This is a genomic window from Bradyrhizobium xenonodulans (assembly GCF_027594865.1).
GTDB classification, from domain to species: domain Bacteria; phylum Pseudomonadota; class Alphaproteobacteria; order Rhizobiales; family Xanthobacteraceae; genus Bradyrhizobium; species Bradyrhizobium xenonodulans.
The window spans coordinates 834,471-848,733 of the sequence record NZ_CP089391.1 but is presented as its reverse complement, the minus strand read 5'-3'; the positions used below and the strand labels follow the sequence as shown (position 1 = coordinate 848,733).

Sequence of the window (14,263 nt, the reverse complement as noted above, 5' to 3'; positions counted from 1 at the left end):
GCCGTAGATTCACGGTGCCGAAACATCTTCGGGCCATGGTCGCGGGCGATGCAAAACCGCAAGGTGTGGCTGTCATGAAGCCGGACAACTCGGCGCTGGAAATTCTGGGGTTAACGAAGCGTTTTGACCGTCTGGCGGTCGATAGCCTCGACCTCACCATTCACGCCGGCGAATTCTATGCTCTGGTCGGCCCCAATGGCGCCGGCAAGACCACCACCTTGCGCATGGTTGCAGGCCTGCTGCGGCCCGATGCCGGCGCGGTCTCGATCTTCGGCATCGATGCGCTCGACAATCCCGTCGCCGCCAAGCAAATGATGGCTTGGGTCTCCGACGAGCCCATGATCTATGACAAGCTGACGCCCCTTGAGTACCTCGAATTCGTCGCAGGCCTCTGGGGCATCGCGCCCTCCGTTTCGGAACCGGTCGCGCAGGAGCTGCTGAGCTCGCTCGGGCTCGAGCCGCACCGGCACGAGCGCTGCGAAGGCTTTTCCAAGGGCATGCGCCAGAAGGTCGCTCTCGCCGGCGCGCTGGTGCACGATCCCCGCCTCATCATCCTCGACGAGCCGCTGACCGGGCTCGACGCCGTCTCCGCCCGCCATGTGAAGGGCCTCCTCAGCACGCGCGTTCAGGCCGGCTGCACCATCATCATGACCACGCATATTCTGGAGGTGGCCGAGCGCATGGCCGACCGCATCGGCGTGATCGCCTCGGGCCGGCTGGTCGCCGAGGGCACGCTGGCCGAGCTGCGCCAGCAGAACGGCCATGCCGACACCAGCCTGGAGGACCTCTTCATCGCACTGGTGACGCTTCAGGAAGCCGCATGAGCTCGGCGACCGCGCTGTCCTGGTTTGCCCGCCACGAGCTCCGGCTCGCCTGGCGCGAATGGTTCGCCATGATGACCGGCGGGCGGCGCAAGCGGGCCCGCGCCGCCGTCATCGGCCTGCTCTCCATCGCAGCGCTGCTGCACGTGCCGGCCTGGGCGGTGATCGGTCGCTTCGCCGATCTGCAACTGCCGCTCGACAAATCGTCGCTGATCATGATCTCGGCGACGATCTTCCTGGCCTGGACCTTGATGCTGTCGCAGGCGATCGAATCGGTGACGCGGGTGTTTTACGCGCGCGCCGATCTCGACCTCATCATGTCCTCGCCGGCGACGCTCGCCAATCTGTTTTCGGTACGCATCGCCGCGATCGCGCTCGCCGTCACCGTGATGGCGCTGCTGTTCTCGACGCCCTTCATCGACGTGCTGGTGATCGGCGGCGGGCCGCGCTGGCTTGCCGCCTTCGGCGTCGTCGTCGCGATGGGGCTGTCGGCCGCGGCGGTCGCGATTGCCGTCACCATCCTGCTGTTCCGCCTGATCGGCCCGGCGCGGACGCGCCTCATCGCCCAGATCCTCGCCGCGATCATCGGCGCCGGCTTCGTGATCGCGCTCCAGGTCGCCGCGATCATGTCCTACGGCACGCTGTCGCGCTTCACCATCCTGACCTCCGGCAGCTTCGCCGCTTACGCGCCCGACCTCGACAGCATCTGGTGGTGGCCGGCGCGGGCGACGATGGGCGACAGCGAAGCGCTGCTGCTGCTCCTGGCGCTCGGGCTCGTGCTGCTCGGCAGCGTCATGGCGATCTTTTCCGGCCGCTTTGCCGACACCGCGATCGATGCCGCGGCTCATGGCAAATCCGGCAGCACGCACGCAAAGGAGCGTCCGTTCCGCGGCGGATCGCGGCAGCAGGCGCTGCGGCGCAAGGAGTTTATCCTGCTCTGGCGCGATCCCTGGCTGGTCTCACAGACATTGATGCAGCTTCTCTACCTGGTGCCACCTGCGCTGTTGCTGTGGCGCAGCTTTGCCGACAGCTCGGCGGCGCTGACGCTGATCACGCCTGTGATGGTGATGGCGGCGGGACAGCTTGCCGGCGGGCTCGCCTGGCTGACGATCTCGGGCGAGGACGCGCCCGATCTGGTCGCGACCGCGCCGCTGACGCCCTCCAGCGTCATTCGCGCCAAGATCGAGGTGGTGCTGATCGCGATCGCCGTCATCTTCTGTCCGCTGGTCGCCGCACTCGCTTTCGCCTCGCCGATCCAGGCCGCGGTCAGCGCCGGTGCCGTCATCATCAGCGCGGCCTCCGCCACCGCGATCCAGCTCTGGTTCCGGGTGCAGGCCCGGCGCAGCCAATTCCGCCGCCGCCAGACCTCCTCGCGGCTTGCGACCTTCGCCGAAGCCTTCTCCTCGATCGGCTGGGCGGCCAGCGCCGCGCTGTTGCTGGCCCTGCCGATCGCCGGCCTCATCAGCGGCCTGATCACAGCGAGCCTCGTCGCCATCACCTGGAAGTTCAGCCCAAGGCGGGAGTAAGAGCCGCGAAGGTGCGACACTGACGCGCTGTTGATCGCCAGCCGTTGGCTACGCGCTGCATAGCACGCTAGACTTTCCCCCTGATGTCATCGGGGACGGATATGTGGCGACTGGTTTCGGCGGCTCTGGCGCTGTTCGGCGCATTCCTTTCACCTGCCCTCGCCCAGCAGCAACCTCAGCGCAGCGAATGCCTGGCGATGGCGAATGCCGCACCCCGCGCGATACCGGTAGCGTTCCGGCAGGCGGCAGCGGCGGCCGAGGTCCAGATCACCTATGCCGGCCATTCCACCTATTTCATCGACACGCCCGGCGGCTTGCGCATCGCCACGGACTATAGCGGGGCCTACCAGGTGGGACGGCTACCCGATGTCGCCACCATGAACCGGGCCCACAGCACCCACTACACGCTAACTCCCGACAGGCGCATTCCCCACGTGCTGCATGGCTGGGGCGCGGACGGCAAGCCGGCCATTGTCTCGGAGCGCATCGGCGACACTTTTATCCGCAACGTCACGACCGACATCCGCCGCTATTTCGGCGACGATGCCGGCGCCGACATGATCCGCGACGGCAATTCGATCTTCATCTTCGAAGTCGCGGGCCTCTGCATCGGTCATCTCGGCCATCTCCACCACAAGCTCGACGACAGCCATTTCGCCCAGATCGGACGGCTCGACATCGTGATGGTGCCGATCGACGGCACCTACACCATGTCGCTCGACGGCATCTCCGAGATCACCAAACGGCTGCGCGCCTCCGTCGTGCTGCCGATGCATCGCTTCGCCACCCCGCTCGACGACTTCATGCGCCGGATCGGCCAGCAGTTCGAGATCGACCGGCGCAGCGACCGCTCGTTCCGGACGTCGCGGGACACGCTGCCAACGAATCCGACGGTGATCATCCTCGACGGCGTCTGAGGCGCAATTTTCTCCAAGTCGATTGCGGTTCGTCCGTGCTGATCTCCTCCCAACAGGAGACCGACATGACAGATTTTGCGAGATTGTTGCACGCGGATGGACCGAACCCCGAGCACGCGGCGGCGCTTCAGCTTTACGGCCGCTTCGTCGGCGACTGGGACGCCGAGATCACCGCCCATGGTCCCGACGGAACGACGCATACCACGTCAGGCGAAATCCATTTCGGCTGGGTGCTGGAGGGCCGCGCCGTGCAGGATGTCTGGATCATCCCCCGTCCCGCCGGCTTTCCGGCCTTTCCTATCGCCGGCAATTGGTACGGCACGACACTGCGGGTCTACGATCCGACCCTCGATGCGTGGCGGATTTCCTGGTTCGATCCCGGCCGAAGCGTATTCCGCCAGCAGATCGGCCGCCCGCACCGAAACGACATCGTGCAGGAAGGCACGACCGATGCAGGCGAGCTGACGCGCTGGAGCTTCACGGAGATCAGCGAGGACTTCTTCCACTGGCTTGGTGAGATAAAGCCTGCGTCCGCAACCGATTGGCGGCTGGTGGTTGATGTGAGGGCAAAGCGGTGCAGGGGCTGAGGATAGCACCGCTGTGCTCGCGATGACGGGTGCGGTTGCGCAACACGCGCTGCTGCGTGGCGAGATGAGGTGCTAGGCTCCCACCACAAAAAATACAACGGGAGCGAATGCCGATGGCTGCAGGTGGGTTGCCCGCCAACACGAGCGGGCTGTTCGTCGAGCCGCGCGAGGATTGGCTCGCGCTGCATCAGGAGGAGATCATCGATCCCTTGCGGCCGATCGTCGATCCCCATCACCATCTCTGGAATCGGGGGCACCGCTATCTGATCGAGGAGATGGCGGCGGATATCGCCTCCGGCCACAACATCATCGCCACCGTCTATGTCGACTGCCGCTCGATGTATCGCGCGCATGGGCCCGAAGCGTTCCGCCCCGTCGGTGAGGTCGAGTTCGCCAATGGCGTCGCCGCGATGAGCGCCAGCGGTGGTTACGGCAAGGCGGCGATCTGCGCCGGCATTGTCAGCCACGCCAATCTGTTGCTGGGCGATGCGGCAAAGCCGGTGCTGGAAGCCGAGATCGCCGCCGGCAACGACCGCTTCCGCGGCATCAGGCATTCCTCGGCCTGGGACGAAGACCCCGCCGTCGCCGGCATGTATGCGAACCGGCCAAAGGGATTGTTGCAGGACCCGGCCTTCCGCAAGGGTTTTGCCTGCCTCGCGCCGCTCAACCTCAGCTTCGATGCCTGGCTGTTCCATCCGCAGATCGGCGAGCTGACCGAGCTCGCGCGCGCCTTCCCCGACACCAAAATCGTGCTCGATCATTGCGGCGGTCCGGCCGGCGTTGGTCGCTTTGCCGGACGGCGCGAGGAGGTGTTTCCGCAATGGCGCGCCGCGATCCGGGAGATCGCGAGTTGCGAGAACGTGGTGGTGAAGCTCGGCGGGCTCGCGATGTGCCTGCTCGGCTATGATTTCCATCTGCGCGAGAAGCCGCCGTCGTCCGAGGAGCTCGCCGCGGCCTGGCGTCCCTATGTCGAGACCTGCATCGAGGCGTTCGGCCCGAAGCGAGCGATGTTCGAGAGCAATTTTCCGCCGGACAAGGGCCAGTGCAGCTACCAGGTGATCTTCAACGCCTTCAAGCGCATCGCGGCAGCTTTGAGCGAAGCCGAGAAGACGGCGCTGTTCTCGCAGACCGCGACCGATGTCTACCGGCTCGATTTGCCGTCATGACGAGAAGAGGGGCCGGGATGTTGATCCCGACCCCCCTTCCGTCGTGGCCGCTGGGAAGCGTCCTTGAAACGATTGATCGAGCTCTAGCCGGCGCCCATCAGCGAGGCCGGACGGGGCGCGCCGCTGGAGATGAACATCTTCTTGAGCTTGTTGACGACGCGGATCAGGAAACCGATCATCACGGGATTGGTCTTGCGGCAGAAGGCGATCTTCTTGACGTGGCCTTCGACATGCCATTTGGCATGCGCGCCGTCGCGGAAGAAAATGACGTCGCCGGGGCCGTAGCGCTTCGGCGGCATGCCGTCGCTTTCGAGCACGATCGATCCTTCCATGATCATGATCGTCTCGTCGATGTCGTAGTACCAGTTGAAGCGGCCTTCGGTGCATTGCCAGATGATGGTCGAAGCAGTGCCGTCGTCGCTGGTGGACAGGATGTGCGAACGCGATACCGGGTTGCCTTCGATGATCCAGGACGGCTCGATCGGCCGCAGCTCGAGATCCACATTGCAACTACCGATTTCAATCAATGCGCGCGACATCTGCTTCCCCAGGGAATATAATATGAATGGCCGGGTCTAGGCCCGGATTGTTTCGAAACATGTTGGGAACGCTAGTAGCCGGTTTTTAATTCTTTCTTACGCAGGCCCTGACAATCAGCCGCAAGTTGCAGTTGCGAAGAGGTTAACGCCGAGATTTCCCTGCAAATTCGCGCACATGAACCGGTCTTTTCCGGGGTGCGACAAAGTGCGCGAAAGTGATCGTCGAAGGAGCCAGACCGATGCCCCTCACCCCAGAGGTTCTGACCGCCCGAGGCGAGGTCGTCGCCTGGCTCGGCAGCCTTGATGTCACCTTCGCGCCGGACGAAGAGCCCTGGTTCACCATCGACGGCGTCGAAAGCCCCCGGCAGATCGGCAGTGACGGCTCGGGCGGCGCGTTCGTGCTGCTGCCCTCGCAGAATGTGCTCTACGTCTCATCGGAGGGGCGCGCAGGAATTATCGCGGAGGATTTCGAGGCGTTCGTCCAGCTCGTGATCGCCCGCCCCTACTGGCTCGACATCCTCAAATTCTCCGCCGGCGGCGATCTGGCCGAGATGCGGCGCGCGGCCGGCGCGCTGGAGGCGACACTCGAGGACGAGGACGACGTCAACGAGGCCCGCGAGGAAATTCGCGGAGGCCTCGACCTGCCGGAGGCGGACGATCCGGTCGGCGCGCTCTACGAGGCGGTCGCTGCGTCCGATGCCATCGTCCGGGCCACCGACGGCAGCCCGTTTACCACGCTGTTCAACCGCTTCAGCATCGACAGCAACCCGATGCTGCGCAACGCGGCGGCGTAGAGAATCGTTACGCTGTGCTGCTTGGTTGTTCACCTCTCCCCAGCGGGGAGAGGGTGAAGCAAACTACTTCGCCCACTCGCCCTTGCGGAACACCGGCACCTTGCTGCCGTCGGAGAGAATACCGTCGATGTCGGTCTCGGCCGAACCAATCATCCAGTCGATATGGATCAGGCTCTGGTTGCCGCCTTGCGCCGCGATCTGCTGCGGCGTGAGCTGGGCGCCGTTGACGAAGCACTTCGAATAGCACTGGCCGAGCGCGATATGCGAGGCCGCGTTCTCGTCGAACAGCGTGTTGTAGAACAACAGCCCGCTCTGCGAGATCGGCGAGGAATGCGGCACCAGCGCCACTTCGCCGAGGCGCCGCGCCCCCTCGTCGGTGTCGAGCACCTTGTTCAGCACTTCCGCGCCGCGCGAGGCCTTTGCATCGACGATCTTGCCGTCCTCGAACCGCACCGCGATGTTGTCGATCAGGGTGCCCTGGTAGGACAGCGGCTTCGAGCTCACGACATGGCCATAGACCCGCCGACAATGCGGCGTGGTGAACACCTCTTCGGTCGGGATGTTGGCGTTGCAGCTGATACCGTTCTTGGACAGCGAGGCGCCGCCCTCCCACTCGTGTCCGTCGGCCAGCCCGATAGTGAGGTCGATGCCGAGACCTGAATATTGCAGCGCGCGGAAACGCTGGCCGTTGAGCCAGTTGGTGCGCTCGCGCAGCACCGCATTGTGGCTCGCCCAATTGCCCATCGCGTCCTCGCGGTCGACGCGCGACGCCGCGAAGATCGCGTCCGCGAGCTTGCCGATCGCAACGTCTTCCGGATCGTTCGGAAACACCTGCTTGGCCCAAGACGGGCTCGGATAGGCGATGATGTTCCAGTTGGTGTCGAAATTGACGATTTTTTCCAGCGCCGGCTGATAGGCCATCGAATTGGCCTTGCTCGCGCGCGCCACCTTGGAAGGATCTTCGCCCGACAGCAGCATCGGATTGTCGCCGACGATGGCGAGCCGCGCGGTATTGTCGGAGAACGCCTTGGCCATGCCCTCATAGAGCCAGTTGGCGGCGCGATCGAAGCTGTTGTCGTGACCGTGGCGGTAGCGCGCCAGCGTCATCCCCTCGTCGGAGAGTATAGGCGTCACGATGCCGGCACCGGCCTTGTAGGCATGCACGGCGATCCGCCGCACCAGCGGCAGCGCGATCGCAGGCGCCGTCAAGAGCAGATCCTGGCCCGGCCGCAAGCCCAGGCCCACCTTCACCGCCACCTCGGCCAGCCGGTCGAGTTTCACGGGATCGATGGGAGCGGCGGAATTGCGGTGATCGTTCATGCGGGGTCCTCTGCCGAAGGTCTGCCGTTCAATCTAAGCCTAGCATCGCGAGACACAAGTGTGCGAGCGTCTTGCGAGACACGAAAGATACGCAGTTTCGCGCATTTTGGTTTTCAACGCGTTGCCGATTTCAGCACCCGGTCGACCATGGCGGGAGCAAGACCGAGGTAATTTTTCGGTGAGGTCAGCGCATCGATGGTGGCGCGGTCGATTCTGACAGAGACGCGGGCGTCGGACGAGAGCGCATCCGCCAGCGTCAGGCCCTTTTCGTTGGCGAGCCGGCAGGCGTCATAGACCACGTCATGCGCCTCTTGCCGCCCGATCTGCGGCGCGAGCCCCATCATGACCGCCTCGGCCACGATCAGGCCGCGGCTGACGGCCAGATTGTCGTTCATCTTCGCCTCGTCCACGATGAGGCCTGCCAGCGCGAACTTTGCCTGATGCAGGGCCCCGGCGGTCAGCACGAAGCTTTCCGGGATCGCCATCCATTCGGCGTGCCAGGGTCCGGTGGCGCGCTCGAAATCCTGCACCATGGCATCCAGCATGAGGCCGGCGTGCTGGCGCACCGCCTTGCTTGCTGCGAGCATCAGTTCCGAGGAGATCGGATTGCGCTTCTGCGGCATCGTCGAGGAAGCGCCGCGCCCCTTGACGAAGGGCTCGTAGACCTCGGCGAACTCGGTCGAGGCCATGATCATGATGTCGAGCGCGATCTTGCCGAGCGAGCCGGTGACGAGCGCGAGGAAGTTCACGGCCTCGGCAAAGCCGTCGCGCGCGACGTGCCAGGTCGAGGCGGGCACGCCGAGCTTCAGCTCGGCGCAGAATGCCTCCTGCACCTCGAATCCCTTGTCGCCGAGCGAGGCCAGCGTGCCGGCCGCGCCGGCGAACTGGCCGACCAGGACGCGGGGCTTCAACTGCACGAGACGCTCGGCGTGGCGGTCGAACATCGCGAGCCAGATCGCGGTCTTGTAGCCGAAGGTCACCGGCAGCGCCTGCTGGAGATGGGTGCGGCCCGCCATCGGCGTGTCGCGATATCGCTTCGAGAGGTCTGCGAGGATTTTGCGCAGTTCCGCGATGTCGCGTTCGACGATCTCGAGCGCGGCGCGCAGTTGCAGCACCACGGCCGTGTCCATGATGTCCTGCGTGGTCGCGCCCCAATGCACGTAGCGGCCGGCCTCGCCGCATTGCTTCACCATCTGATGCACCAGCGGGAGGATCGGATAGCCGACGATGTCGGTCTCCTGCCGCAGCAGATCGAAATCGAGCGCGGCAACGTCGGTTCGCGCCGCGATCTGATCGGCGGCGTCCTGCGGAATCACGCCGCATGTCGCCTCCGCCTTCGCCAGCGCCACCTCGACCTCGGCATAACGCGCCACCAGAGCGACGTCGGAAAACACCTCGCGCATCCCGGGCGTGCCGAAGGCGTCGCGGAACAGCATCGAATCGAGCACGGTGGTCGAGGCGGGAAAAGCTGGCATGGGCGTTTCTTCATGGTTGGCGTTGTTTCGTATGGGGGGCAGCTTACGCAGGGCACGCTGTTCGGCAATGGACATTGATGATTCACCGCACCACGCATTCGATGTCTCGCTGAGACTCGCACATCTGCCGCCCCGTCATCCCGAGGGGCGGAGCGTGCGATGCGCAGCAGCGCGCGCGGAGCCTCGAAGCATGACGGGCAGAGAGTGCCCGCGACAATCCGCCCCAAGCCGCCACATTCTCGCCGGGGTTGTATTCCCATCCGAAAACAGCATGGCTGCATCACGCAATCGTGGTGAACCGGATCGACCGCTCAGTGGACTCACAGACTTCAAGTCGAAATGCATTTTGATTTCATCATTGCCCGATGTCGTCGTGAGGTCTGAGTTTTCGACGTGCAGTTTCTGTTCCGCGACCACCTGCTCGATACCGACTTGCGCGAGCTGAGCCGCGAGCAGGTTCCCGTGGCCGTGGAGCCGCAGGTGTTCGATCTCGTCGTCCACCTCATGGAGAACCGCGACCGGGTGGTCAGCAAAGACGAGCTGATCGACAAGATCTGGCATGGGCGCAGCGTCTCCGAATCCACCCTGACCAGCCGGATCAACGCGGCACGCAAGGCGGTCGGCGACAGCGGTGCGAACCAGGCGCTGATCCGCACCATCGCACGCAAGGGTTTTCGTTTCGTCGGCGCTGTCCAGACGCAGCTCGGCGCATCCGCGCCGGAGCCCGGCCGTGCCGTCCAGGTGCCGCAGGCGATGCCCGCCCTGCCGGACCGGCCCGCGATCGCGGTGCTGCCCTTCACCAATATGAGCGGCGACCGCGAGCAGGATTATTTCTCCGACGGCATCAGCGAGGACATCATCACGGCGCTGTCGAAGCTGCGCTGGTTCTTCGTGGTCGCCCGCAACTCCTCCTTCGTCTATAAGGGCCGCGCGGTGCACATCCACGAGGTCGCGCGCGAGCTCGGCGTGCGCTACGTCCTCGAAGGCAGCGTGCGGCGGAGCGGCGAGCGCCTGCGCATCTCGGCGCAGCTCAACGACGTCTCGACCGGCAGCCATCTCTGGGCCGAGCGCTACGACCGCGAGCTTGCCGACGTCTTCGCCGTGCAGGACGAGATCACCGAGGCGATCGTGGCCGCGATCGAGCCGCAGCTTTACGCGGCCGAAAGCTTTCGCGCCCAGCAGAAGCCGCCGGGGAGCCTGGATGCCTGGGACCTCGTGGTGCGCGCGCTGTCGCATCACTGGCGCAGCACGCGGGAGGACAATGCGGCCGCACAGGGATTGCTGGAGCAGGCCGTCGCGATCGATCCCGCCTATGGCAAGGCGCTGGGCCTGCTCGCGACCAGCCATATTTTCGGTGCGCATATGGGCTGGACCGACATGGCCGCGACCGTGCCGGTCGCCGAACGCGCGGCGCTCGCGGCGGTGGAGGCCGATCGCGAGGACGCCTGGGCCCATCACGGCCTCGCCTATACTTATCTATTCCGCCGCCGCTTCGACGATTCGCTGGCGGAGTTCGAACTGGCCTTGAGGCTCAATCCGAACTTTGCGATGGCGCACGCCTTCTACGGCGTGACGCTGTGCTACGCCGGGAGATGGCGGGACGGCGATGCCGCCGCCCGCCGCGCATTGCGGCTGAGTCCGCGCGATCCGCTCGCGGCGATCTATTGCGGCGTTGCCGCCTATGCCCAGTTCGTCGGCCGCAATTATGAGGCCGCCATCCAGATGGCGCGGGAATCGATGCGCCAGCGCGCCGATTTCGTCGGCGCCCATCGCGTGCTGACGGCCGCCGCCGGCATGTTGGGCGATTCTCAACTCGCGGCTTCCGCGCTGCTTGGCCTGCAACGTACCCAGCCCGGCATTTCGTTCGCCTGGCTCACGCGCGAGCTGCCGATGCTGCGGGCGGAGGACCGCGCGCATTATCTGGACGGGTTTTGGCGCGCGGGGATGAGGTGACGCCTTAGTTCACCCTCCCCTGGAGGGCCCCTCCAGGGGAGAGTAAGAAAAAATCATTCCTGCATCATCTCGCCGCTGCCGCCGAACTCGGCCGGAAAATCCTTCAGCTTGGGCAGGCCGTCGCGCATCGGCAGCACCGTCTCGGAATAGTTGACGTGAACGCCGGGCGCAAAGGCGAGCGTCGGGATGGTGGCGGTGAAGACGTCGATCAGCTCGAGCGGCGGGTGGTTGGTCATGAGATGACCGCCGCACTTCTTGCAGAATCTGCGCTGGCTGAGCGGCGTCTTGGAGAAAGTCTCGACGTGCTGGGCGCCTTCGGTGATGCGCACGGCTTCCGGCTTCCACAGGCTGAAGGCGTTCACCGGTCCGCCCGACCACGAGCGGCAGGAGCGGCAATGGCAGTAGCCCATCGCCGCCGGCTCGCCCGTGACCTCGATCGTGACCGCGCCACAGAAGCAGTGTCCGACATGTTTCATTGGTCGTCTCCGTTGATGAAGGTTTGAATTCCTCTCCCCGCTCCTGTTCGCCGATGACTCGGCAAGAACGGATGCGGGGAGAGGCGTCGGGGCGAGGGGGACTCGACCCCGAGACAACGTTGATGGCTGGGGCCCGGCACGATCCGTTACGCGTCCCGGTTCCCCGGCGCGTCCTCCTTTCGGCGGACGCGCGCGGAAAGACGCGTGAATTATACTGATCTGCGCCAGGGAATAAGCATCGACACCCGTTGTTTGTACTGCCGGTACTCGTCACCGAAGAGATCGACGAGGTCGCTCTCCTCGAGCGCGATTCCGACGAAGATGTAGAGCGTGGTCACGGCGGCGAACAGCAGATGGCCCGCGGTCATGACCGGCGCCGCCCAGAACGCGATGATGAAGCCGAGATAGATCGGATGACGGACGAACTTGTAGAGCAGCGGTGTCTTGAAGCGCGGCGGCGCCGTCTCTTTGCCGACGAGATGGTTGGTCACCTGGTGCAATCCAAACAGCTCGAAGTGATTGATGATGAAGGTCGAGGTGAACACCAGCACCCAGCCCGCGAAGGACAGCGTGACCAGCGTCACGGCAAGATCGGGATTTCCGACATCCCATACGACCGTGGGCAGCGGCCGCCACTGCCAGAACAGGAGCAGCAATGACAGGCTCGCAAACAGGACGTAGGTCGAGCGCTCGACCGGCTTGGGGACGAATTGTGTCCACCACGCCTTGAACCTCTGGCGCGCCATCACGCTGTGCTGGACGGCGAACAGCGTCATCAGCAGGAGATTGATGATGACGGCCTCTGCCGTCGGCGTGTCGGTTCCGGTGTCGATGGTCTTTGGCACCACCAGCCCCATGACGAAGCCGATGGCGTAGAGAATGGTGACGAAAAATACGAGATATGCCGCAATTCCGTACAGAAAGGCGATGAACTTGAAAATGCGTGAGCCCGCAACCTCCGGGCCGATGGAATGAACCTGGTGATCAAGTTGAGACATGGAACGCTCCGTTGTGCCGAGGCATCGACACTGTTTGGTCGTCGCACCATGCCGGATCGGCCGGCCCCAGACTTTCGCGGACGGTTGATTTTCGCCTGAGACGACTTTGATTTTTGCTTGAGACGACAGAAACGTGCGATTTCTCTTTGAAAACAACGTGCTCGACGGCGACCTGCGGGAGCTGACCTGCGGCGGCGCAGCCGTGGCGCTGCAGCCGCAGGTGTTCGATCTCCTGCTCTATTTGGTCGCGCAGCGCGCCCGAGTGGTCAGCAAGGATGACCTGATCAGCCAGATCTGGAGCGACCGCATCGTCTCGGATTCCGCCCTGAACAGCCGGATCAACGCGGCGCGAAAGGCGCTTGGTGACGACGGCGCGACGCAGCGGCTGATCAAGACCGTTCCGCGCAAGGGCTTTCGCTTTGTCGGTGATGTCCGGGAAGAATCTGCAATACCGCTTGCGCCGGCCGAGCCCGGCCCTGCCCCGGCGCGAGCCGCGACGGACCGCCCGGCGATCGCGGTGCTCGCTTTCGAGAACATGAGCGGCGACCCCGCGCAGGAATATTTCGGTGACGGCATCAGCGAGGACATTCTCACCGCGCTGTCGAAGCAGCGCTGGTTCATGGTGATCGCCCGCAACTCGTCCTTCACCTACAAGGGACGCGCCGTCCACATCCGGCAGATCGCCGAGGAGCTCGGCGTGCGCTACATCGTCGAAGGCAGCGTGCGCAAGGCCGACAATCGCGTGCGCATCACCGCGCAGCTCAACGACGCCACCACCGGCAGCCATCTCTGGGCCGAGCGCTACGATCGCGAGCTGGTCGACGTCTTCGCCGTGCAGGACGAGATCACCAACGCGATCGCCGCGGCGATCGAGCCGCAGATCCACGCGGCGGAGAATTTTCGCAGCCATCGCAAGCCGCCGGCAAATCTCGACGCCTGGGACCTGTTGATGCGGGCGCTATCGCATTACTGGCGCGTGACGCGGCAGGATCACGAGGCCGCGAAGGCGCTGCTCGAGCGCGCCGTCGGCATCGATCCGAATTACGGCCAGGCGCTGTCGGTGCTGGCGGTGAACTACATGTTCGGCGTGCATCTCGGCTGGGCCGAGCTGGCCGCAGTCGCGCCGGTCGCGGAAGCCGCCGCGCTCGCTGCCGTGCGCTGCGACCACGAGGATGCCTGGGCGCACGCCGCGCTCGGCTGCGTCTGCTTCTCGACGCGCAGGCTTGCCGACGCACTGTCCGAATTCGAGCAGGCGCTCGCGCTCAATCCGAACTTCTCGCTGGCGCAGGGCTATTACGCGCTGGCTTTGTCCTATGCCGGGCGGTCGAGGGAGTCGTTCGAGGCGGCCCAGAGGGCGATCCGGCTCTCGCCGCGCGATCCGTCACTGGCGATCTATCACGGCATTGCGGGCTATGCGCGCTTCACCGAGCGGCATTACGACGAGGCCATCGGGCTCGCGCGCGAGGCGATCCGCCACCGCGGCGACCTCACCGGCGCCTACCGCGTGCTGGCGGTGTCCGCCGGCATGACCGGCGACGGCGCGCTCGCGCAGACGGCGCTGGCCGAGCTCCGTCGCACCCAGCCGGGCATCTCGCTGCACTGGATCGCGACGCAGCTGCCGTGGGTGAACGATGCGGATCGCGAGCACTATCTGGAGGGATTCCGGCGCGCCGGGTTGCGCTAGGCGTCGC

13 protein-coding genes are annotated in these 14,263 nt (G+C 65.0%); 8 read left to right on the top strand and 5 right to left on the bottom strand.

Features of this window, described 5'->3' with window-relative positions; translation table 11 throughout:
- Positions 1-74 precede the first annotated feature (74 nt).
- The 5 genes from I3J27_RS04030 (at position 75) to I3J27_RS04010 (ending at position 5,017) form a co-directional block, all read left to right on the top strand.
- Complete coding sequence (locus I3J27_RS04030) at positions 75-824, top strand: ABC transporter ATP-binding protein (protein WP_270165529.1); 750 nt, start codon at positions 75-77, stop codon at positions 822-824.
- Positions 821-2,347, top strand: a complete 1,527-nt coding sequence (locus I3J27_RS04025; RefSeq protein WP_270165527.1) for a permease — start codon at positions 821-823, stop codon at positions 2,345-2,347. Before I3J27_RS04030 ends, I3J27_RS04025 begins: the two co-directional genes overlap by 4 nt.
- 101 nt (positions 2,348-2,448) lie before the next feature.
- Positions 2,449-3,264 (top strand): MBL fold metallo-hydrolase, encoded by an 816-nt coding sequence (locus tag I3J27_RS04020; protein WP_270165525.1) that lies wholly within the window; start codon positions 2,449-2,451, stop codon positions 3,262-3,264.
- Positions 3,265-3,329: 65 nt separating this feature from the next.
- The gene (locus tag I3J27_RS04015; protein ID WP_270165523.1) at positions 3,330-3,851 is read left to right on the top strand and encodes a hypothetical protein; all 522 of its coding nucleotides are present in this window, start codon (positions 3,330-3,332) and stop codon (positions 3,849-3,851) included.
- A 113-nt stretch (positions 3,852-3,964) separates the two neighbouring features.
- The gene (locus tag I3J27_RS04010; RefSeq protein WP_270165521.1) at positions 3,965-5,017 is read left to right on the top strand and encodes an amidohydrolase family protein; all 1,053 of its coding nucleotides are present in this window, start codon (positions 3,965-3,967) and stop codon (positions 5,015-5,017) included.
- A gap of 83 nt (positions 5,018-5,100) precedes the next feature.
- On the opposite strand, the gene I3J27_RS04005 is transcribed toward I3J27_RS04010, so the two are convergent.
- The gene (locus I3J27_RS04005) at positions 5,101-5,556 is read right to left on the bottom strand and encodes a cupin domain-containing protein (RefSeq protein ID WP_270165519.1); all 456 of its coding nucleotides are present in this window, start codon (positions 5,554-5,556) and stop codon (positions 5,101-5,103) included.
- Positions 5,557-5,795: 239 nt separating this feature from the next.
- Between I3J27_RS04005 and I3J27_RS04000 the strand changes: the two genes are divergently transcribed.
- Positions 5,796-6,350 (top strand): hypothetical protein, encoded by a 555-nt coding sequence (locus I3J27_RS04000; RefSeq protein ID WP_270165517.1) that lies wholly within the window; start codon positions 5,796-5,798, stop codon positions 6,348-6,350.
- A gap of 63 nt (positions 6,351-6,413) precedes the next feature.
- Here the strand turns inward: I3J27_RS04000 and I3J27_RS03995 are convergent, their stop codons facing one another.
- Positions 6,414-7,670, bottom strand: a complete 1,257-nt coding sequence (locus tag I3J27_RS03995) for an aminopeptidase (protein ID WP_270165515.1) — start codon at positions 7,668-7,670, stop codon at positions 6,414-6,416.
- A 113-nt stretch (positions 7,671-7,783) separates the two neighbouring features.
- Positions 7,784-9,145 (bottom strand): class-II fumarase/aspartase family protein, encoded by a 1,362-nt coding sequence (locus I3J27_RS03990; RefSeq protein WP_270165513.1) that lies wholly within the window; start codon positions 9,143-9,145, stop codon positions 7,784-7,786.
- 393 nt (positions 9,146-9,538) lie between these two features.
- Here I3J27_RS03990 and I3J27_RS03985 point away from each other — a divergent pair, with 393 nt between their 5' ends.
- Positions 9,539-11,098: a winged helix-turn-helix domain-containing protein gene (locus I3J27_RS03985; RefSeq protein ID WP_270165511.1), complete on the top strand. Its 1,560-nt coding sequence runs from the start codon at positions 9,539-9,541 to the stop codon at positions 11,096-11,098.
- A 53-nt stretch (positions 11,099-11,151) separates the two neighbouring features.
- Here I3J27_RS03985 and I3J27_RS03980 read toward each other — a convergent pair whose 3' ends face one another.
- Positions 11,152-11,574, bottom strand: a complete 423-nt coding sequence (locus tag I3J27_RS03980) for a GFA family protein (protein ID WP_270165509.1) — start codon at positions 11,572-11,574, stop codon at positions 11,152-11,154.
- A gap of 209 nt (positions 11,575-11,783) precedes the next feature.
- The gene (gene mddA, locus I3J27_RS03975; protein WP_270165507.1) at positions 11,784-12,572 is read right to left on the bottom strand and encodes a methanethiol S-methyltransferase; all 789 of its coding nucleotides are present in this window, start codon (positions 12,570-12,572) and stop codon (positions 11,784-11,786) included.
- Between the two features lie 133 nt (positions 12,573-12,705).
- On the opposite strand from mddA, the gene I3J27_RS03970 reads away from it, so the two are divergent.
- Positions 12,706-14,256: a winged helix-turn-helix domain-containing protein gene (locus I3J27_RS03970; protein ID WP_270165505.1), complete on the top strand. Its 1,551-nt coding sequence runs from the start codon at positions 12,706-12,708 to the stop codon at positions 14,254-14,256.
- Positions 14,257-14,263 lie beyond the last annotated feature (7 nt).

What these genes read in the sequence shown, in the direction of transcription:
- I3J27_RS04025 (WP_270165527.1), top strand. Translation starts at nt 821, where the DNA reads ATGAGCTCGGCGACCGCGCTGTCCTGGTTTGCCCGCCACGAGCTCCGG.
- I3J27_RS04000 (WP_270165517.1), top strand. Translation starts at nt 5,796, where the DNA reads ATGCCCCTCACCCCAGAGGTTCTGACCGCCCGAGGCGAGGTCGTCGCC.
- I3J27_RS04005 (WP_270165519.1), bottom strand. Translation starts at nt 5,556, where the DNA reads ATGTCGCGCGCATTGATTGAAATCGGTAGTTGCAATGTGGATCTCGAG.
- I3J27_RS04015 (WP_270165523.1), top strand. Translation starts at nt 3,330, where the DNA reads ATGACAGATTTTGCGAGATTGTTGCACGCGGATGGACCGAACCCCGAG.
- I3J27_RS03980 (WP_270165509.1), bottom strand. Translation starts at nt 11,574, where the DNA reads ATGAAACATGTCGGACACTGCTTCTGTGGCGCGGTCACGATCGAGGTC.
- I3J27_RS04030 (WP_270165529.1), top strand. Translation starts at nt 75, where the DNA reads ATGAAGCCGGACAACTCGGCGCTGGAAATTCTGGGGTTAACGAAGCGT.
- I3J27_RS03990 (WP_270165513.1), bottom strand. Translation starts at nt 9,145, where the DNA reads ATGCCAGCTTTTCCCGCCTCGACCACCGTGCTCGATTCGATGCTGTTC.
- I3J27_RS04010 (WP_270165521.1), top strand. Translation starts at nt 3,965, where the DNA reads ATGGCTGCAGGTGGGTTGCCCGCCAACACGAGCGGGCTGTTCGTCGAG.
- mddA (WP_270165507.1), bottom strand. Translation starts at nt 12,572, where the DNA reads ATGTCTCAACTTGATCACCAGGTTCATTCCATCGGCCCGGAGGTTGCG.
- I3J27_RS04020 (WP_270165525.1), top strand. Translation starts at nt 2,449, where the DNA reads ATGTGGCGACTGGTTTCGGCGGCTCTGGCGCTGTTCGGCGCATTCCTT.
- I3J27_RS03995 (WP_270165515.1), bottom strand. Translation starts at nt 7,670, where the DNA reads ATGAACGATCACCGCAATTCCGCCGCTCCCATCGATCCCGTGAAACTC.